General features: G+C 48.7%; 20 protein-coding genes. 7 read left to right on the top strand and 13 right to left on the bottom strand.

The features are described from left to right. Nucleotides 1-140 precede the first annotated feature (140 nt). Nucleotides 141-725: a LysE family translocator gene (locus tag AC6R1A_RS05630; protein ID WP_500633557.1), complete on the bottom strand. Its 585-nt coding sequence runs from the start codon at nucleotides 723-725 to the stop codon at nucleotides 141-143. Between the two features lie 106 nt (nucleotides 726-831). Between AC6R1A_RS05630 and AC6R1A_RS05635 the strand changes: the two genes are divergently transcribed. From AC6R1A_RS05635 to AC6R1A_RS05650, 4 genes are all read left to right on the top strand, one after another. Further along, complete coding sequence (locus AC6R1A_RS05635; protein ID WP_487903489.1) at nucleotides 832-1,272, top strand: Lrp/AsnC family transcriptional regulator; 441 nt, start codon at nucleotides 832-834, stop codon at nucleotides 1,270-1,272. Between the two features lie 206 nt (nucleotides 1,273-1,478). Next, complete coding sequence (locus AC6R1A_RS05640) at nucleotides 1,479-2,456, top strand: porin (RefSeq protein WP_500633558.1); 978 nt, start codon at nucleotides 1,479-1,481, stop codon at nucleotides 2,454-2,456. A 455-nt stretch (nucleotides 2,457-2,911) separates the two neighbouring features. Beyond that, nucleotides 2,912-3,955, top strand: a complete 1,044-nt coding sequence (locus AC6R1A_RS05645) for a GMP reductase (protein WP_500633559.1) — start codon at nucleotides 2,912-2,914, stop codon at nucleotides 3,953-3,955. A 380-nt stretch (nucleotides 3,956-4,335) separates the two neighbouring features. Next, nucleotides 4,336-5,523 (top strand): MFS transporter, encoded by a 1,188-nt coding sequence (locus AC6R1A_RS05650; RefSeq protein WP_500633560.1) that lies wholly within the window; start codon nucleotides 4,336-4,338, stop codon nucleotides 5,521-5,523. Here the strand turns inward: AC6R1A_RS05650 and AC6R1A_RS05655 are convergent. The 6 genes from AC6R1A_RS05655 to AC6R1A_RS05680 form a co-directional block, all read right to left on the bottom strand. Next, nucleotides 5,520-6,587 carry an SO_0444 family Cu/Zn efflux transporter gene (locus AC6R1A_RS05655; protein WP_500633561.1) on the bottom strand — a complete coding sequence of 356 codons (1,068 nt, stop codon included), beginning with the start codon at nucleotides 6,585-6,587 and terminating at the stop codon, nucleotides 5,520-5,522. The genes AC6R1A_RS05650 and AC6R1A_RS05655 overlap by 4 nt on opposite strands. A 1-nt stretch (nucleotide 6,588) precedes the next feature. Further along, the gene (gene zntR, locus AC6R1A_RS05660; RefSeq protein WP_334551744.1) at nucleotides 6,589-7,008 is read right to left on the bottom strand and encodes a Zn(2+)-responsive transcriptional regulator; all 420 of its coding nucleotides are present in this window, start codon (nucleotides 7,006-7,008) and stop codon (nucleotides 6,589-6,591) included. A gap of 131 nt (nucleotides 7,009-7,139) precedes the next feature. Continuing rightward, nucleotides 7,140-8,132, bottom strand: coding sequence for a CobW family GTP-binding protein (locus AC6R1A_RS05665; RefSeq protein ID WP_500633562.1), 993 nt, complete (start codon nucleotides 8,130-8,132; stop codon nucleotides 7,140-7,142). A 13-nt stretch (nucleotides 8,133-8,145) separates the two neighbouring features. After that, nucleotides 8,146-9,090, bottom strand: coding sequence for a ribosome biogenesis GTPase YlqF (gene ylqF / locus AC6R1A_RS05670; RefSeq protein ID WP_487903378.1), 945 nt, complete (start codon nucleotides 9,088-9,090; stop codon nucleotides 8,146-8,148). A gap of 302 nt (nucleotides 9,091-9,392) precedes the next feature. Then, nucleotides 9,393-9,584: a hypothetical protein gene (locus AC6R1A_RS05675; RefSeq protein ID WP_500633563.1), complete on the bottom strand. Its 192-nt coding sequence runs from the start codon at nucleotides 9,582-9,584 to the stop codon at nucleotides 9,393-9,395. Nucleotides 9,585-9,881: 297 nt separating this feature from the next. Continuing rightward, entirely contained in the window at nucleotides 9,882-10,199 is a 318-nt protein-coding gene (locus AC6R1A_RS05680; protein ID WP_500633564.1) for a DUF1289 domain-containing protein, read from the bottom strand. A gap of 124 nt (nucleotides 10,200-10,323) precedes the next feature. Between AC6R1A_RS05680 and AC6R1A_RS05685 the strand changes: the two genes are divergently transcribed. Beyond that, nucleotides 10,324-10,581, top strand: coding sequence for a hypothetical protein (locus AC6R1A_RS05685; RefSeq protein WP_500625241.1), 258 nt, complete (start codon nucleotides 10,324-10,326; stop codon nucleotides 10,579-10,581). Nucleotides 10,582-10,601: 20 nt separating this feature from the next. On the opposite strand, the gene AC6R1A_RS05690 is transcribed toward AC6R1A_RS05685, so the two are convergent. Then, complete coding sequence (locus tag AC6R1A_RS05690) at nucleotides 10,602-11,555, bottom strand: DMT family transporter (RefSeq protein WP_500633565.1); 954 nt, start codon at nucleotides 11,553-11,555, stop codon at nucleotides 10,602-10,604. 142 nt (nucleotides 11,556-11,697) lie between these two features. On the opposite strand from AC6R1A_RS05690, the gene AC6R1A_RS05695 reads away from it, so the two are divergent. Beyond that, complete coding sequence (locus AC6R1A_RS05695; RefSeq protein ID WP_500633566.1) at nucleotides 11,698-12,153, top strand: Lrp/AsnC family transcriptional regulator; 456 nt, start codon at nucleotides 11,698-11,700, stop codon at nucleotides 12,151-12,153. Nucleotides 12,154-12,187: 34 nt separating this feature from the next. Here AC6R1A_RS05695 and AC6R1A_RS05700 read toward each other — a convergent pair whose 3' ends face one another. Continuing rightward, nucleotides 12,188-12,664, bottom strand: coding sequence for a MarR family winged helix-turn-helix transcriptional regulator (locus AC6R1A_RS05700; RefSeq protein ID WP_487903384.1), 477 nt, complete (start codon nucleotides 12,662-12,664; stop codon nucleotides 12,188-12,190). 426 nt (nucleotides 12,665-13,090) lie between these two features. On the opposite strand from AC6R1A_RS05700, the gene AC6R1A_RS05705 reads away from it, so the two are divergent. Then, nucleotides 13,091-14,668, top strand: a complete 1,578-nt coding sequence (locus AC6R1A_RS05705; protein WP_500625245.1) for a BCCT family transporter — start codon at nucleotides 13,091-13,093, stop codon at nucleotides 14,666-14,668. A gap of 94 nt (nucleotides 14,669-14,762) precedes the next feature. Here AC6R1A_RS05705 and AC6R1A_RS05710 read toward each other — a convergent pair whose 3' ends face one another. The 4 genes from AC6R1A_RS05710 to AC6R1A_RS05725 form a co-directional block, all read right to left on the bottom strand. Continuing rightward, entirely contained in the window at nucleotides 14,763-15,482 is a 720-nt protein-coding gene (locus AC6R1A_RS05710) for a 3'-5' exonuclease (protein WP_500631988.1), read from the bottom strand. An 8-nt stretch (nucleotides 15,483-15,490) separates the two neighbouring features. Next, nucleotides 15,491-17,380 carry a putative nucleotidyltransferase substrate binding domain-containing protein gene (locus AC6R1A_RS05715; RefSeq protein WP_500633567.1) on the bottom strand — a complete coding sequence of 630 codons (1,890 nt, stop codon included), beginning with the start codon at nucleotides 17,378-17,380 and terminating at the stop codon, nucleotides 15,491-15,493. A 153-nt stretch (nucleotides 17,381-17,533) separates the two neighbouring features. Beyond that, on the bottom strand, nucleotides 17,534-19,282 hold the full coding sequence (locus tag AC6R1A_RS05720; protein ID WP_500633568.1) for a formate--tetrahydrofolate ligase: 1,749 nt from the start codon (nucleotides 19,280-19,282) through the stop codon (nucleotides 17,534-17,536). A 259-nt stretch (nucleotides 19,283-19,541) separates the two neighbouring features. Next, a complete protein-coding gene (locus AC6R1A_RS05725) occupies nucleotides 19,542-19,730 on the bottom strand; it encodes a hypothetical protein (RefSeq protein WP_487903389.1) in 189 nt (62 codons plus the stop codon). Between the last annotated feature and the right edge of the window lie 31 nt (nucleotides 19,731-19,761).

Here is a 19,761-nt window from a genome sequence, read left to right on the forward strand (position 1 = left end):
CAGTAGTTGTCGATAATTATTCTTTTTCGCATTTAAGATTAACAGCTCAACCTCGTTAATGTCAGTCTCTTTAACTAAATTTACATTCGAAAGATGTAAATTAGCCAAAAGCACATCCGCACCAACAGCGTTGAGATGAATCACAGCATCGGTAGGGTAGATGCGATCAACAGCAGTGCCATCGTGATGTTAAACACGCGCACGCGCGTGGTGCTGGTTAACCAGCGTTGCATCTCTTTGCCTGCCAATACCCAGAAGGAGCAAGAGGGGAAATTCACGAGCATAAATGCGCTGGAGATCACCAACAGTTCCCACACACCTCCTCCATTACTATAGAGGGTGACCGCCGTCAGTGCCATTGACCAACCTTTGGGATTGACCCACTGAAACCCGGCGGCATTGAGAAAAGTCAGCGGTTTATACGCCTCTTGACTGGAGACTTGTCCGCTCAATGCAATTTTTACCGCGAGGTAACCAAGGTAGAGTAAGCTGAGCCACTTTAATCCTTGATGAAGCGCTGGATAGGTGATGAAAACTTGCGTCAACCCGAGCCCAACTAGTAGCACCATAAACGCAAAGCCGAACACCACGCCTGCGATATGCGGCAGCGTTCTTAGATAGCCGACGTTGGCGCCACTGGTCATTAACATGACGTTGTTGGGCCCCGGGGTAAAGGTAGAAACGAACGCGAACAGAGTCAGCGCAATCACTTGATCCAGTAACATGATGCAATCCTTAATCAAGAAACGAATCCTTATCGTATGTTGTCGTGCGAGCAATTGTGTGTTTTTATTTGTGTAAATTCGCCACCAAAAGATATGAATTATCAAAATGGATAAATACGACGACAGAATATTGCGTGAGTTAAAAAATGACGGAAGAATATCCAATGTAGAGCTATCTGAGCGAATTGGGCTCTCAGCCTCAGCAACCTTGCGACGTGTGCAAGAGTTGGAAAAAAGAGGGGTGATAAAAGGGTATCGCGCGGTGCTCGATAATGGACAGTTGGGTGTTGGCTTTGTCGCCTACGTGTCGATTGGGCTAGCCAGTCATCGCAAGCAAGCCCAGTTGGAATTTGAAGATCATGTCAGGTTTGTTGATGAAGTGGTGGAGTGCCACAACATCACAGGATCGAACGAATATCTGCTTAGAGTCGAGACGAAAGACCTGCCCAGTTACAAAAAATTTCACGCGGATGTACTGGGTGAGTGCCGACAAGTCAACTCCATATCCACCATGGTGGTGATGGACTCTCCTAAAGATGAACGATAGCGGCTATTTTTTAATCTAAGTCTGCATTTTTCTATTCAATCTATATTAATTCACTGATTTTAAATAAGGTTTTGTCATTATTATTACATAGAACTGCCACCAAAGTGTCATCAACGAGCCATGAAACCTTCATAGAGTCTGACTAACTTAGTCGCCATTGAATTGGTTTGAGCAATGAAGCTCTTTGATTAAAAAAGGTAAGTAAGATGAATAAAGCAGTTCTAGCATCAGCAGTGTTGGCGGTTCTCACTTCAGGTTCCGCATTGGCGGCAACAGTTTACAAAGCTGACGGTACTGAATTTAAAGTGGGCGGGCGTGTTGAGTTTCGTGGTGATTTCATTGGCAACGACGACGGTGAAGAGATTCCAGGTACTATGGAAGATTCTTCACGTGCTCGCCTTAATCTTAAAGGTAAAAGTGAAATTCAAGACGGCATGACGGCGTTTGCTGTCTACGAAGCAGAACAAAAAGTAGATTCTGACTTCAAAAATCGCTACATGTACGCTGGTGTTGACTTTGATGGGCAAGCTTTCTCCGTTGGTAAGCAAGACATGGCATCAGTCATCGTATCTGATATGACGGATATCACTGAGTTTTCTGGCGTACAACAAGCGATTGATGCGTCTAGCGATAAAGCGAGCAGTGTGATCGCCTACCGTGGTGGCTTTGATTCACTACAACTTGAAGTCACCTACCAAGCGAACAGCGAAAAAGACGCAGACGGCTACAGCCTAGCAGGTTTGTATTCTGCACCTATGGGCCTAGACATCGGTTTAGCGTACTCGGCGGCGGAAAGCGGCAATCTAGATGATTCGCAAGTGCTTGTTGGTTTGGGTTACACCCTAGATAATCTGTACTTAGCGGGCACCTATTCAAAAGGTGACAACGAAATTGATGAAGGTGCTGGCTCTGAATTCACGGCCTACGAACTCGCGGCGCAATACAAGTTTACTAAGCAATTCTCAGCGGCGGTTCTGTACACTTATCAAGAGAACGAAGCGTCTGACGGTACAAAAGCCGACGCGACCGATGGCGTAGAAATTGCGGGCTACTACAAATTTAACAGCAACTTCCGCACTTACGTTTCTTACTTCATCAATGGCATCAGCGAAGAGAAAAACGCAGACGGTCTAGTTACCGCGGGTGAAGATACACTTCGTCTAGGCGCGCGTTACGATTTCTAAGCACAAAACAACGTCAGTTTTGTCTACCCATTTGGTCAAGCTTCGTGCTTGGCCATTTTTTTGCCTGAAATTTGAGCAAAAAATGCCGTCTGTTTTGAATATCCGTGGCTCAGGGTGTGAGTGGAAAAGGTGAAATAACCCAGATGAGTGCGCTGGTAATGAGCGAGCGATAAAAGCAAACGTTTGGCTAGGTGTTGTTAACTATCTGATTAATAATGAAAAATTAAGAATAGATCTGAAGGGTAGGGAATTTAGGTATGCAACTTAACCAAACTGTATCACAAAAAATCTAACAATATCAGTCTTGCAGGAAACAAATCACAACCTATAATGCTGAAAACCGGAGCGTCTGCCAACGCTCCGGTTTTTTTGTGTCCGAAACTCAGTCACGCTTCTGCCAAAGCGTACCGAAAACGCACCGACACTCCGATTTGAAGAGAAAGGAATGGTAATCCATGCGTATCGAACAAGAACTTAAGTTAGGCTTTAAAGATGTCCTGTTTCGCCCGAAACGTTCTACCCTAAAAAGTCGTTCTCAAGTAAATTTAACCCGCGATTTTACATTCAAGCATAGTGGCCGTCAATGGTCCGGCGTGCCTGTGATCGCTGCCAACATGGACTCTGTCGGTAGCTTTGAAATGGCAACCGCACTTGCTGAGCACGGCGTGATGACGGCAATGCACAAGCACTACTCTGTTGAGCAGTGGGCTGAGTTTGTCGCCAATGCCACACCAGAAACGCTCAATAAAGTGTTTGTTTCAACGGGTACTTCACAGCGTGATTTCGAAAAGACGCAGCAAATTCTCGCCCTCAGCGATAATTTGGAATTTATCTGTATTGACATTGCAAATGGCTACTCTGAGCATTTGGTGGAGTTTGTCCAGCAAGTGCGCCAAGCATTCCCAACGAAAACCATCTCTGCGGGTAACGTCGTTACAGGCGACATGTGTGAAGAGCTGATTCTAGCCGGTGCCGACATCGTCAAAGTGGGCATTGGCCCGGGGTCGGTGTGTACCACTCGCGTGAAAACCGGTGTCGGCTACCCGCAGCTTTCCGCCATCATCGAATGTGCGGATGCGGCGCACGGCCTTGGCGGCATGATCATCGGAGACGGTGGCTGTTCTTGCGCCGGTGACGTAGCCAAAGCGTTCGGCGGCGGTGCTGATTTTGTCATGCTCGGCGGCATGCTCGCGGGTCATGAAGAATCTGGTGGTGAGTTGGTAGAAAAAGACGGCAAAACCTTCATGAAGTTCTACGGCATGTCTTCTCAGTCAGCCATGGACAAGCACTCAGGCGGCGTTGCACAGTACCGCGCAGCGGAAGGAAAAACCGTACTTCTACCATTCCGCGGCAGTGTTCACGGCACCATTTCTGACATCCTTGGTGGTGTGCGCTCAACGTGTACCTATGTAGGCGCAGCAAAGCTTAAAGAGCTAACGAAGCGTACTACGTTTATCCGTGTACAAGAACAAGAAAACAACGTATTCGGAAAAGAGTGATGTAAGCACTTTGGAATAGATTGTAAAAACAACCCTATATTGATTTTACGAAAGCATACGTTGAGATAGAGACAACCATACCTTCAAACGTTTTATAAAGTGTACAACACTTAACGATGTTTGCTACAGGTATGGTTTTTTTATTCTGAGCAATGCATTCTTAGATATTTCTCAGCAAATACATTGCCCATTTTACCGGCCGCACTTTAGATCATTGCCACAATTATCATTTTCGAAGACCTATCTATCCGGCTTGAGTTTTTATCTAGGGTACGCTGCCATTCTCGACGCGCATTTTGTTCGCCTTCTGGCTATTGCCAATTAAAAGCGTAAGATAAGACATTTCAACGTTATCTCTCCTGCTAAAAAGTTTGAAACCGATGTTCAAATCAAAAACCACGACTTTGTTGATGATTAGCGTGCTGCTGCTTTCTATCAATTTACGCGCACCGTTCACCAGCTTAGCTCCGCTAATTTCGCAAATTATGGACTCGTTACAGATTTCAGCGGTCAGTATGGGTGTGATTACGTCAACGCCGTTGATCATGTTTGCGTTGGCGTCTCCTTGGTGTCCCAAGCTTGGCAGCAAACTGGGTTTAGAGAAGTCGATTTGTTTTGCGTTGGTTTTGATCGCGGTTGGGGTAGTATCTCGCTCTTTTGGGCACTTTTACTGGTTGTTCATTGGAACAACACTTATCGGCCTTGGCATTGCAATCGGCAATGTGTTGGCTCCGGCAATCATCAAGGCGTCATTTCCCGGGCGAATTGCGACAGTGACTGCACTGTATGGTATATCGATGGGTATTGGCTCAACACTGAGCGCTTCGGTCATGGTGCCTGTCACCAACGTTATTGATGACATCTCTATCGGTTGGCGAGTCGCATTGGCGGGGAATTTGATTTTTCCTGTGCTCGCTTTGGCTTTTTGGTTGCCAAGGTTAGCGGAAAGCAAAACTCGCAGCACTGCGAGTAGTAAAGAGTACTACCCATTAAACAAGCTGATGCGCCAGCCTATTGCTTGGTACTTCACGTTTGCGCTTGGTTTGAACTCTTTTATTTTTTACACGTTTGCAGGCTGGCTGCCAAAAATTCTCGCGGCTTTAGGCTATAGCGAGTTAGAAGCGGGGTATGTGTATGGCTTTTTGCAGTTTTCGACTATGGTTCCGGGGTTGCTGCTGATTCCTATCATGGCTAGAAGCAAAAGTATTGCGCCTTTATTTGTTGGTGCTGCGCTTTTAAACGGGGTAGGTGTGACTGGCCTAATGCTGTTTCCTCAGTGGGCTATCTTCTGGGTTGGTGTGTTTGGTTTGGGCAACTGTTCTACCTTTATTCTCGCTTTGTCTATTTTGGGGCAAATATCCGGGACCTCAGCACAAGCGGCGACGTTGTCAGGTATGGCCCAATCAATAGGTTATGCTCTTGCGGCTGTTGGCCCCGCCATTGTTGGCATGATTTACTCTCAGACTCAAACCTGGTCATTGTCACTCACCATTATCGCTTTCGCGGCCTTTTTATGTGCGCTATTTGCTCTTCTAACGACCCGCAAAGGGTGTTTGGTTGTGGATTAGCCGGCGGTTTGTTTATTTAACGTCTGAAACCGCTTGTAGATGTCTCTGAAGATCGCAATCAACAATACGATGGCGCTTAACCAAACGAGGCTCTCTGGGATAAGCTGACTGCTGCTGTCGAGTTGCGCTTGGATGTCGATAGCGAGTGTATCCACTAACGCGTTCGTCATATATCCAAACACCATTGCCACGCCCACAACACCAATCAGGTAGCTCACAAGAACGCGCTTGCCTAGCTGGTGATATACCACGCCCAATGTCGCCATGTTGGTGGCAGGGCCTGCAAGTAAAAAGACAAGCACGGCGCCAGGGGAGACACCCGCAAGCATAAAGCCTGCTGCGAGAGGCGTTGAGGCTGACGCGCAGATATACATAGGCACGCCAATCAGAGCCATAACCAGCATCGCCCAAGGGCCGCGGCTAAGTTCACCTAGAGATTCAGGAGGAATAAAAGTCACGACTAACGCGGACATCGTTAGCCCTATGATTAACCAAATAGAGAGATCGGCAATCAAGTCGGTAAAGGCAAATCGCTGACCTTGCCAAATCCGCGTTGTCCATGAGACAGGGCTGTTCTCTACTCGCTTACTGCTACAGCAGCTTGATGAGCAATGATTGTTGCTTAGCTGAGAGGGTGTCACGGGTTGCGTTTCTTTGTCTGTCACTAGCACGAGTATCGCTGCGACTAATGCAGAACTCATTGCGGCAATAGGGCGGACAATGGCCATAAATGGCCCAAGTAACGCGTAAGAGATGGAGATGGAGTCAACGCCCGTTTCTGGTGTCGAGATCAAAAAAGCCACCGTCGAGCTTTTGGAGGCGCCGGCGCGTCGAAGGCCCAAAGCAGCAGGGATTACGCCGCATGAGCACAGAGGTAATGGCGCGCCTAATACTGTCGCTTTTACTGCAGGCCACAAGCCATAACCTCTGAATAGCAGCGCCAATTTGTCTGTGTTCATCAAGCTTTTTAGGATGCCCGCGACGATGAGGCCGACAATAATCCAAAAGGCGGAGTCGAGCCATAAATCAAGCAACGTCATGAAAAAGGTATCAATTCGGCTCATGCTATCTCTCCTCGGGCTTTGTATGCGCAAGTGCTGTGAGTATGGTGCAGTGTGTTGCCGCATGGGCGCCGCCACAACAACGCTGATTGATCACTTGCAGCGCATCGTGCATGTGTTGTAGGCGCTGTATCTTTTGTTCAATATCGTCCAGCTTAGCTTCCGTAATACTCTTTACCTCTTGGCAGGTATGTTGTTCAGGCTTGATATGGATGGAGAGCAGCTCTTGGATGTCTTCTAGTGTGAACCCCAACTCTTTTGCGTGCAGAATAAACGAGAGCTTGGCGACGCAGTCACTATCGTATTGACGATAGCCGTTGGCGGCACGTTGTGGCTTTAGTAGCCCTTGTTGCTCATAAAATCGTATTGCTTCAATGGTGATGTTCAGCTGTTTGGCCAACTGACCGCGGGTTAACCGTTCCATGTTGATAAGCCATGTTGAAGAAATCATGGCGTGATTATAAACCCTGTAGTTGCCTACAGGGTCAAGAGGTTTATTCTCGGATGATAAAAAGGCGAGAAGAGGCCACCAGCGTTACCACTGGCAGCGACTCGTTATGCTTGGTTGAGGCTTGAGATACTAACCAAGACGTCTTCAAGTTGTTGCCAAGGCAATAACTGGCTGTCGATGACTTCAAGACGGCTTTCAAATCCGTCCAAACCGACTTGATTGACGGAGACCACGCCATTGCTGACGTTAAATGCGAAGCTACCATTGTTGGTATTCAACACCCCTTTGACGCGCTCAGCGGTGAGATCAGACAACACTGAAAAGAGATCATCAAAATTAAAGGTGACTTCAGCGCCGAAAATCCAGCCGCAGCTGTAGTAACCTTGGCCCTGGTTTTCTTTGCGAGCCATCACTTGAGCGGGGGCAAGGGCGAATTGAGGCTCTTGCTCGGCATGTTCATGGTGATGAGCGTCCATTGGCGCGCTCGACGGAGCTTTACTGCGGCGCTGGCTATCGAGCAACTCAATCGGGAAGCGACCTTGTTTCACCAACTGACTGTAGATTTTCGGTGGTGTCTGAACCGTGACCCAATCGTTGAAGGCGTCTACATCACTGACCTGACATTGATCAACCTTGTTGCCAATAATGATGTCGGAAATGGCCAGTTGGTCAATAAAGTTCTGATTACTGGTGTATTTATCCTTAGAGAGATTGCGCGGATCGACCAGCCCGATGGTCGCTTTCAAATCGATATAGTCAGCGAACTGCTCAGAGGTGAGGGTAGCCAATACTTTGTGTGCGTGCCCAAGGCCCGTTGGCTCAACGATTAGCCTATCTGGTTGGGTACGCAACAGTGCCGTGACCGCCACTGACATCGGCACGCCAGCGGCACAGCACATGCAGCCGCCGGGGACTTCTTTGATTAGTGCGCCTTGGTCTGTGAGTAGTGCGCCATCAATCCCTATTTCGCCAAATTCATTGACCAATACCGCCCAATGCTCGTTTGCCGGTTTCTCTTTGAGCAGGTTCAAAATGGCGGTGGTTTTTCCTGTGCCCAAAAAACCGGTAATAATATTCGTGGGGACTCTCATCGACACTCTCCTAAACGCCTTAACGTTTGTTTTTCAAGTAACGCTTACGACGCTCTTCTTTCTTCTTCGCTTTTTCCTCTGCTTTGCGGGCCGCTTCGATTTCGACTTCGATCAACTCTTGGGTGATCATCTCTGGGCGTTCCAGAGTCAATTGACCCAGTGTTCCGCCGCGCAGCTCATGCAAAAGGATTTCTGAGCATTTGTGCAGATCAACGCGCCCACCTGTGCGTAGTGCGCCGCGGCGTCGACCGATCTCTTCCATCAGCTCAATATCGGTTTCTGGTAACTCTTCAATTTGGTAACGCTCTTTTAGGCGCTCTGGATACGCTTTGGCTAAGTACTCAACGGTGTAGAATGCGACTTCATCGTATTCCATTGCTGTGTCTTTTACTGCGCCCGTTGCGGCGAGTCGGAACCCACTGTGCGGGTTTTCAACTTTCGGCCACAAAATTCCCGGCGTGTCTGACAGCACGATGCCATTTTGCAAGTTGATGCGTTGTTGGCGTCGAGTCACGGCAGGCTGGTTACCGGTTTGTGCAATCACACGACCAGCCAGTGTGTTGATGATGGTCGACTTGCCGACGTTGGGAATACCCATGATCATGGTGCGAACGTTTTTGCCGATCTCTTCACGATGTGGCGCCAGCTTGCGACAAAGCTCGAGGATTTTATGAACTTCTTGGGGATTTTGTGTGGTGATGGCCATCGCCTTCACGTTGTGCTCTTTCTCAAAGTGCTCGATCCACAATTGAGTAAGCTCAGGATCGGCAAGATCGCGCTTGTTGAGCACTTTAACCACAGGTTTCTCTCCGCGTAGTTGAGAGATCATCGGGTTTTCGCTGCTAAACGGGATACGAGCATCGAGCACTTCAATAATGACATCCACTTGCGGAATGGCTTCTTCGATCTCCTTGCGCGCTTTGTGCATGTGGCCAGGAAACCATTGAATTGTATTGTTAACCATTTGAATACCTTGTAATTACTCTTTTGTGCTTGAGCCAGATGAGAAATGAGTCGCCCCATTAATCTTAAGTTTGCCGCTGATACCACGGGCTAGCGATGTGTCTGCTTGCTCAATACACACTTATCTATTGGCGCGATGTTACCATTTTATTCTTCTTAGCGTTATGGCTAGCGAGCTTTTTACTGAATCGGGATGTGGAGATGTAATAAAAAGTCGCGGCCTATTTACCGCGACTTTTAGAGCATGAGTGCTTACCTGGGGAAGGTCAACACGTTGGCGAAGGTAGGGGAGCTCTGAAGTGTTTAACTATCGAGTACGGCGAGTGCGCGCGCGTTAGCTGAGCGATCAAAATGGACTTGAATTTTTGTGCCCAAGCGTTCGAAGATCACTTGGTCAAAGTCGGTGTCGATAATCTTGAAACCGTTCATGGCAAATAGACTTGTCACTTGGGTACGCTGTTTGAGTTCCAGTGCTGAAGCGAAGAGTTTTTCCATAGGTAAGCCCTCATTATGTCGTTATTTTAGTCATCCTAGCGCGTGCGAATCCTCGACTCAAATGACGAAAAAATAGCAATTTGACATAGTTTGCTGTCTATTTATTGATCAATGATGACAGTGAATAGTGCTGAAGGCTTTTAGATGAATTTCATATACATTAACGCGGTTTTTGTGAACTCAGTGCAAGTTGTTTAATAGTGTATGGATTCATTTTTGTCGTGAATGACAAGCTTGGTTACAACTTTTTTGTTCGATAGGTCGATTTTTTATCTTACCCCTAAAATTGTGGGCGTTTTAGGCCAACGGCAGTGCACTAAGGCAACGGCGACATAAGCAAAGATCACGAGAAGTATCGTCATTGAGCGTCGATTTGTCGCGTTCTTCGAGCGAAAAGCACCAACATGTTGATTTTCCGAGGCTAATGTCACACTGAGTAGGGCTAGCACACTGAGAACACGTGTGTGTACTCTGTTGCCCGCTGATTGAGTCCATGATGTGATCACGTTGTTCATCAGAGTGCTGAGACCACTGAACGATTTCGTCCATAGTACGGTGACAACCGCTACAGATTCCGCCATTGTTTTTACATGCTGCAATGCAGGGTGTTTTCATAAATCGCTAGGTGTTAGAAGATAGGTGCGCAGAGGATAACACGTTCGAATCGCGCGTAAAAATGACTTGTTTTTGATAATGGTTCTCATTAATATTTAAGCCAAATCATAATAAAGAGTCACCTATGTTGTCTTTGTTTGCTGCTCTACTTTTCTCACTCGCGCTCGGGTTAAAACTGCACTTACCGCAATGGTTTATTATCGGCTATTTGGTGGTTATCGCTTTAGTTGAGCAATGGGCACCGGGCAGCGCCTTGTTGGTACTGATTGGCCTGTTTGTATGCTCACCCGTACTCATTCATCAAAAAGGTCGTTGGATCCCTTTATGGGTCTATGGGCTGTGCGTGGTCATTCCCGCCGCGTTTATCAAACTTTCTGTCTAACGCTTGTCCACTAAGGTGCATTAAGGTTGCTTGGCGTTCGCTGCCTTCGGTTTGACAGTATAGGGTTTGACAGTAAAAGCGACCGACTGATCATTTTTTAAAAAGACGTTGCTGGCGATAATACTGCCAAGCGAGATACAGCCGAGGGCGAGCAAGCTCACCGCGTTGGCACTTTCTTGCAAGAAAAACCAAGCTAAGAGCGTCGCGATAGCAGGTGTCGTCGCTGCAAACGCCGCGCTGCGCTCGGCGCCCAGATGAGCAATGGCATAAAGGTAGGTAAAGGCTGCAATAATGCCCGCTCCAACGCCTTGCAGTAAAAGATGGCGGAGTAATTCATCGTACGGCCACAGGGTGACGTCGACACTGGCTAAGGTGCTTGGCGCGGTCCCAGTCCCTATCAAGAGTGCTAACGTAAAGCTTGAAAGCAAGGATACCCATCCGGCGACGGCTAAGGCATTGAGCGCGGCGACTCTGGCGCAAATCGTAAACACACTCCACATGAAACTCGCCACAAGCAAGACAAGGTAACCATTAAGCTGATGGTGGCCCGCACTGGCCCCATAATGCAGAAATATCGCGATGCCAACCACAATCAGGCATAAACCTATCACTCTATGGTGGCTCAGTGATTGACGGTAAACCAACACCGCAAGCGCCGTGACAAAAAGCGGTAAGGTGCCGGGGATGAGTGCGCTGCCATCGGAAACCGGTGCAAGCTGCATTCCATTACCCGCGACCCATAGATAGGGAAGGCCGCAACCGATCAACAAGCCTAGTTTCAGCCTCCAAGGCGTATCTCGAATTGCCGCTCTGTGTTGGATGACAAACGGCAACAGAACAATTGCGGGCAGCATAAAACGCAGCAGCGCAATATCAGCCAGAGTCAATGTAGATTGAGCGCCCATACGTAGCGAAAGAAAAAAGCCTGACCACATCAGGAGGGTTGCCAGCATGGCAAGATAGCCTGTGAACATAATGCTTTAACATTTAATTATCATTTGCTAAGTATGAATCGTATGATGGGGTTAAAGATGGCAAAGTGAGTAGAAATCTACTTAATATGTGCCAAATTTTGCTAATGATAGAAGGTTATTTGATTGATATGGGCAACGTAGTATGGATCGAATTGATAAACACATTCTCTCGCTATTGCAGCGAGATTCGCGTCAATCTGCGGCGCAAATAGCGGAGAAAGTCGGACTGTCACCGTCACCTTGTGCGAGGCGAATTAAACGCTTAGAGGAGAGTGGGGTGATCAGCGGCTATCATGCAAAGTTAGACACGAGGCATATTGGGGTTGGAATGACAGTATTTGTCGAAGTGAGCTTGAATAACCATCAGGCGAGTTCTATTACCAGTTTCGAACAAGACGTGATTGAGATGGAAGAGGTGGTGAGCTGTCATGTGGTGTCGGGGGCGTACGATTATCTACTTGAGGTCGCGGCGCGCGATTTGAGTGGCTATGAAGCATTTACACGCAAGTTACAGACTCTCAATCATGTGAAAGACATTCACACCCATTTATCGATTCGCCAAGTGAAAGCATCGAGTGAGTGGCCAATCTACCGTTAGCCACTCACCTTGATCATGTGCGTAACGCGGCGAATTATTCTGGCTTGATGATGCTACCCAGCTCTAGCACTGGTGCCGCTTCGATGTCTTCGGCATTCATCATGGCGGAAATGCGTTGTACTGACGAGAGCAGCAACGACTGTTCCCACTCCTCCAGCTTTTGAAACTTATTGATGAAGCTTTGTTGCAGTGGCATTGGCGCTTCGCTAAGCACTTGGCGGCCTTTGTCAGTTAAGTGAGCGTGTACCTTGCGTTTGTCTTGCACGCTGCGCACGCGCTTAACCAGCTCATTGCGCTCGAGGCGGTCAAGGATGGTGGTGGCCGTCGCCTGACTCATGTTGGTGTGGTTAGATAGCTCACGAATGGTCACTTCACCGAGTTCTCGAATAGAGCGCATGAGTATTAATTGTGGCCCGGTTAGGCCTGACTCTTTACTCAGTTTCTTCGAGTGCAAATCAATAGCGCGCATGATTTGGCGGAGTGAAACCAAGACTTCTTCGTGCTTATCCAACTTGATACCTCTATTAACGTCGCGATGGAGCGGGGAAAATACCTTAATTAGTGAATCATTTGAAGTGTAAAGATCAACGTTCTTTCAGGCGTTTGACTGACCACCCATCGTGTAAATTATCATTAAGAAGAAGTGTAGTGATGAATTTAGTAGAGTTCAAATGTTTAGAATTAAAACAAATCCATGTCAGCGTTGAGTAAGGGTTTTGTTTAAAAATTGAACTTCTGCTAACCTTTTTGGGTGAAAAGTGAACGTTTAACCGAGGTTTAATGGAACATTTTATATGGGTGAGTACAATATGTGCGTTCGCGACGAGCTTGAACTTCGTTAGGAATGCGTCGTAAAGCGCAAGATATTAGTTTTACGACTAATGATTTTTATGTCAACAAGCTCGAACACACGCACTAATCATCTAAGAGAGGAACGATGACTAAGGGTATAGATAAGTACAGTATCGATAGCACCGACTACACCGTCGGGCAAGATAATGTGCAAAAATGGGGGTTTGATGTTCACAACCCTGTTTTTGGGATCAGCGCGGGTTTGATCGCGTTGTTCTTGGTAGCGACGCTAGTGCTTGATGCGGAGTCGGCTAAATCTGCGTTAGATGGCCTAAAATGGCAAATCATTGGCAGCTTTGATTGGCTGTTCATTTGGTCGGGCAACATTTTCGTGATCTTCTGCCTAGCGTTGATTGTCTCACCGCTTGGAAAAATCCGACTGGGCGGTCAACAAGCGACGGCGGACTATTCGTTCATCTCCTGGCTCTCTATGCTGTTTGCTGCAGGTATGGGTATCGGACTGATGTTCTGGAGTGTGGCAGAGCCCGTTGCGTACTTCACCGGATGGTATGAAACGCCACTAGGTGTGGAAGCCAACACAGAAGCCGCCGCCAAACTGGCTATGGGCGCAACCATGTTCCACTGGGGTCTGCACCCATGGGCTATCTATGGCGTGGTGGCACTGTCACTTGCGTTCTTTGCGTACAACAAAGGCTTACCGCTCTCAATTCGCTCAATTTTTTATCCACTTCTGGGCGATCGCGCTTGGGGCTGGGCAGGTCACGTGGTGGACATCCTCGCGGTTTTGGCTACCTTGTTTGGTTTGGCAACGTCTCTTGGTCTTGGCGCGCAACAAGCGGCCAGTGGTATTCACCATGTCTTCGGTATTGATGCCGGCCTAGGGCTACAGATCGTCGTGATTACTATTGTGACATTACTGGCGGTGGTATCGGTTGTTCGCGGCATCGACGGTGGCGTAAAAGTGATCAGTAACATCAATATGCTAGTAGCGTTCGTGCTGCTGATTTTGGTGGCTCTGATCGGTTATGCGGTCACGTTTGGCAACATCGGCACGACGCTGATGGCGTACGTTGAAAACATCATCCCGCTAAGTAACCCGCATGGTCGTGAAGACGTTGCTTGGTTCCAAGGTTGGACTGTTTTCTACTGGGCTTGGTGGATTTCATGGTCACCATTTGTCGGCATGTTCATTGCGCGCGTTTCTAAAGGTCGTACTGTGCGCGAGTTCATGACCGCAGTATTGCTTGTCCCTACCGCCGTTACCTTGCTTTGGATGTCGGTCTTCGGTGGCATTGCGATTGATCAAGTGGTCAACAACATTGGTGAGCTAGGTGCCAACGGCTTGACGGATGTGTCGCTAGCGATGTTCCAGATGTTTGATGTGCTGCCAATGGGCACGATGCTCTCTGTGATTGCAGTGGTATTGGTCTTGGTGTTCTTTATCACCTCATCGGACTCAGGCTCACTGGTTATCGACAGCATTACCGCTGGTGGTAAAGTGGATGCGCCTGTCCTGCAACGTGTATTCTGGGCCTTCATGGAAGGGGCGATTGCGGTTGCGCTACTCTGGATTGGTGGCACGGAAGCGATTCAAGCGCTACAAGCGGGTGCGATTTCAACCGCGCTGCCGTTCACGATTGTCCTGCTGTTGATGTGTGTCAGCTTGATACTCGGTATGCGTACTGAGAAATACAACCAGTAAGTCATTCCATCAATAAGTGAAAATAAAACGGGAGACTCGAAGGTCTCCCGTTTTTTATGCCTCGCTAAAATTGAAACCTCTGAGTGACAGCGACTTAAATCCACAGTTTGCCAATGGGGGTCGAAGGTGCAAAGCGATAGGCGATCTGCGCTTGAAGAAGCTCAGCGGTTGCGATCGCATCGGTTAGGGCATGATGTGGCGTGTATTGTGGCAAACCATAACGTGTGCGACTTGCCGCTAAACGGACCGATTGTGGTTTTTTGCCTTTAATCCGATTGATGATGCCCTGGGTCTGTTTCTTCTGCCATTCGATTTCAAGTTGCATGGTATCGACCACTGGAAACTCAATGCCTTCATTGATGCGAGAGCGCAGCGCTTGATCGAAAAACTCACGTTCGATTTTTTGATAGTGAACCACGGTGATCTTACCCGCCATTTGCTCTAATACTTGATCAAACACAGCAGACAAATCCGGAGCGTCCAGCACATCTGAGTGGGTAATGCCATGAATGACCACCGACTCTTCCGCTAACTGCTGACGGGGACGAACGGTCCAGTGCTTGGCCTGATTCATGTAAATTCGATTAAGATCAAAGGGCACAGTCCCTATGGTGATGATGTCATCTTGATTGGCATCAAGGCCGGTGGTTTCAAAATCCATCGCTAGAAACTTCACCTCGCTAATTGGGGTGTCGAGCGCAGGCACGCCCGCTTGGTAGTAGCGCAGCAGTCGCTCATCTTGAGTCAGTGCGAGCTTTTGTTGGAACTTGTTCGGCCAGTCTATGCTGCCAGCGTATTTGAGTCGATTTAGCATAGTGTCGCCTACTTAAAGTTGTTGCTCGCTTGATAGCGGAACTTGAGGAAGTTCTGCGCATTACTCAATATCTGAAACGCATCTTTGAGGTTGCGTCGTTCAAAATCAGACAAGTGCTCAGGCTCGATGTTGTTGTCTGGTTCAATCTCATTTTCCACATCATAGGCTTGGTGGCGGATACGTACCATGGAGATGAATTCCAACGCGTCACGCAAATCTCGCGCTTTGCCTTTTGGCAAAATACCCGCTTCTTGAATGTCATCAAGACGTTCGAATGAATTTCTTGAGCGAGAGCCAACGGCCAGTGCATGCACACGGATAAGGTCGGCCAGTGGCGCGGTGCCACGACGTTTTAAGTTGATCGAGTTTTTGTGCTGACCGTCTTTTTCCATCACAAAATCTTTAAAAAAGCCAAGTGGTGGGGTGCGGTTCATGGCATTGCGCGCCAAGCACGCGAGAAAACGGTTGTTCTTACGGGCGCGGCGGACGATAAAACCATTGAGTTGCTCCGCGAATTTGAGCCTGCCATACACGCCATCTAAGTCAAAGAAAATAGAGGCATTGAGCAGCGCCTTAGGGTTTGGATCGTCAATCCAATCGGCAAAACACTCTTCCCACTCGGTGCGTGTCATTCGCCAGTCGGGGTTTGTCGCCATAATGTCGCCGGTGCAGTATTGGTAGCCGCAGCGATCAAGCCCATCACAGACGCGTTTGGCGAGCAGTGCAAAATAGTCATCGTGCCGTTTTTTATCAAAACTGTTGTCGAGAATAATGGCGTTGTCTTGGTCGGTGACTAATAGCTGTTCATCGCGCCCCATCGATCCCAGTGCGACAAAGCAGTAGGGGATGGGTGCTTCGCCGAGCTCTTCTTCTGCCAACTCGATGATACGCTGCTTAAAGCTGCGACCAATCACCGACATCGCGCTGCCCACCATGTGCGAGTTGGCGTCTTCGTTCACCAGACGGACGAAACTGTCCTTCACTTGTTGGGACAACACCGCCAATTCATCAATGCTTTGTTGTTGGAAGATGGTGCTCACCAGTAGCAGCGAGTTTTGTGACTCATAGCGAACAATATCGGTTGCCTCAATGATGCCTATCGGTTTTTTGTCTTTCAGCACAGGTAAATGATGGACGTTGTAGCGCAGCATGGTGAGCATGGCTTCATAGACGTAGGCGTTGTGATCAAGGGAGATGAGTTCGGTGGTCATCACGTCCGCTACTTGGTCTGCGGGGTTAAGACCCTGCGCGAGCACGCGTGTGCACAAATCGCGGTCGGTAATGATCCCGACTAATGGGTTGGTGTCTTCTTCATCGCTCTCGACGATATCAGCATCATAAATCAACAACGAAGAGACATTCTCATCGGCCATTTTGATCGCCGCGTTTTGAATAGACTCGGTTTTGTAGATGTAAGGCACTTCACCGGTCAGCAAGGTGCGCACCTTAGACGTGGTGAGATCGTTTTGCTCGGTTGAGGTGGAAATCGCATGGCGAAGACGCGCACTGTCTTGTACTTCAACAAAATCGGCAAAGGATTCATAGTTGTCGTAGAGGTGCTGGAACACCGCTTCGGGAATGCAATAGAGTAGGGTGTCGGTGATCGCTTTCGCCGGGAAGCGGACTTTGTTGTTGGTCAGTAGCCCCATTTGGCCAAATAAGGCGCCCTCATCGATTCGGTTATAGAGCTCCCCTTTGCGGCGGTAGACTTCAATGACGCCACTGCGAATCATATACAGATCGTGAATCTCATCGCCAAAGTGGATGACGGGTGTATCTTCCCGAAAATAGGAGATTTCGATGCTTTTCGTGACGGTGTTGAGAACTTCATCTTCGAGTTCATCAAAAGGCGGATGTTGGGCGAGGAAGTTTTTGATTTCGAGTAGTTCGGCTTCCATGATGGGGTCCACTGTTGGCTGACTGAATGTCAATGGTACAACATCTAGGGTGAAAAGTGGCGCAGTGGCTTAAAAAATAAAGGCTTAGGCACAGTGCCCAAGCCTCGTTCAAACTTGAATAAAACCTGAAAGGCGAAGCTAACTCGCTAAGGTTTAGCTCAGCCCGATGATGTTGCCGTCATCGTCTAGATCAAGATTCATAAACGCTGGTTTATCAGGGAGACCAGGCATCGTCATCACATTGCCACACAGGGCGTAGATAAAACCGGCACCTGCACACAGCTTGAGTTCCCGTACTGGCACATCAAAGTGACTAGGCGCCCCTTTGACTGCGCCATCAGTCGAGATGGACATGGGCGTTTTTGCCATACAGACGGCAAGGTGATCAAAGCCTTGTTGCTTGAACTGGGCCAGTTGCGCTTTCGCCAGCTCACTGAGCGTGATGGACGACGCGCCATAGCCTGTTTCTGTTACCGCCATCAGTTTCTCTTCCAGTGATTGGGAAAGTTGATACAGTGGCTTAAAGCTCGCGTTCGTCTGCGTTTGTTCCACCACCTTGGCGGCAAGCTCACGAGTGCCTTCACCACCAAGGGCAAAGCCTTCGCTGATAGAAACGGCGACATTGTTTGGCAGAGCTTCGATCAGCGCTTTCAGCTCAGCGAGCTCTTGTTCGCTGTCTTGCGGGAATCGGTTGATGGCCACAACCGCCGGCACGCCGTACTTGTTGACATTGTCGATGTGCCATTTTAGGTTTTCAAATCCAGCGTGCAGCGCGTTTTTATCATCATGGAATAGGGCGTCAGGCAAGGCTTGGCCTGGCTTTAAGTCGTAACAGCCAGAGTTGGCTTTAAGTCCGCGCAACGTTGCCACAATGACGGCGCAATCAGGCGCTTTGCCGGAGAGTTGCGCTTTGATGTTGCACGCTTTTTCAAAGCCCATGTCTGAACCAAAGCCGCCTTCGGTGACCGTGAAATCGGCCAACTTGGTGGCGATATTGTCTGCGATGATGGAAGAGTTACCGTGAGCAATATTGGCGAAAGGCCCAGCGTGGATCAAGGTCGGCACACCTTCTAGCGTTTGCATTAACGTGGGTTCGATGGCGTCTTTCATGCAGACCGCCATAGCGCCGGCGACTTGCAAATCTTCTGCGGTCACGGGCTGCCCATCGAGATCATAAGCTAGTACAACACGGCCGATACGCTGGCGCAAATCGCTCAGGTTGCTGGCAAGGGCAAGAATGGCCATCAGTTCCGATGCGGCTGAAATGTCAAAGCCATCTTGGCGCTCAAAGCCGTTGATGGTTTTACCTGGCTCGTTCTGACCCACGCGGATCATGCGCAGTGCACGGTCATTATGATCCATTACGCGTTTCCACACGATGCGTTCTGGGTTAAGACGCAGTGCTTTGAGTCCACTGCGCGTTTCGAAATCGTCATAGCCGTTGCGCTGTTCATGATACAGACGCGCGTCAATGGCGGCCGCCGCGAGGTTGTGGGCAGCGCTCACCGCATGAATATCGCCAGTGAGGTGCAAGTTCAACTCTTCCATCGGCGCGACTTGCGAGTAACCGCCGCCCGCTGCGCCGCCTTTGACGCCAAACACGGGCCCCATAGAAGGTTGACGAATGCACGCCATTACAGAGCGCCCCAACTTTTTCAATCCTTGCGCAAGGCCAATCGTGGTGACGGTTTTGCCTTCGCCAAGAGGGGTTGGAGTAATCGCGGTCACGACGATTAGCTTGCCTGTAGGTTGATCATCGAGCCTTTTCAGTGTGCTCAGTGAGATTTTGGCCTTATATTTTCCTTGGCTGTGAAACTCTGATTCCGTTAATCCAGCGTTAAGCGCAACCTGATCGATAGATTGCAGTGATGTCGTGCGACAGATTTCAATATCGGACAGCATAAAACCCTCAAAATACAGACTCAAAAAGTGAGGCAAACGTTTGCGCACGAATGATAGCGTGTAATCTTGCGTTGTAAAGCGCTTTTTAGTGACGGAATATTTTAGCGGATTGGGCGAAGAACGCCTACGCAAATTGGGTTGGACATGTAGGCCAATAACTCAGCGAACAATGTTGGAATGAACAGAGCGAGTGACAGAATAATAAAACGCCCTGCAAGGCAGGGCGAGTGAGGCGGCCCAGTTGACTGAGCAACTATAGTTAGTACCAGTCGTCTTCCGGATAGAGCTTCCCTTCGGGTGCATAAGGGGAGTCATCACGGGTGTGAGATGACCGGTTTCTCAAGCTGTCGAGTTGGTGCTCTAACATCTGTACGGTGTCGTAATCACCTTCGGAGCACGCGACATAGATTTGTTGCTCCAATGCTCGGATATTGTCTTGAAGTCCCATAACTACCTCCGATAACACGTTAAACCCAATT

This window comes from Vibrio sp. R10-SG3-ISO3, assembly GCF_059834225.1.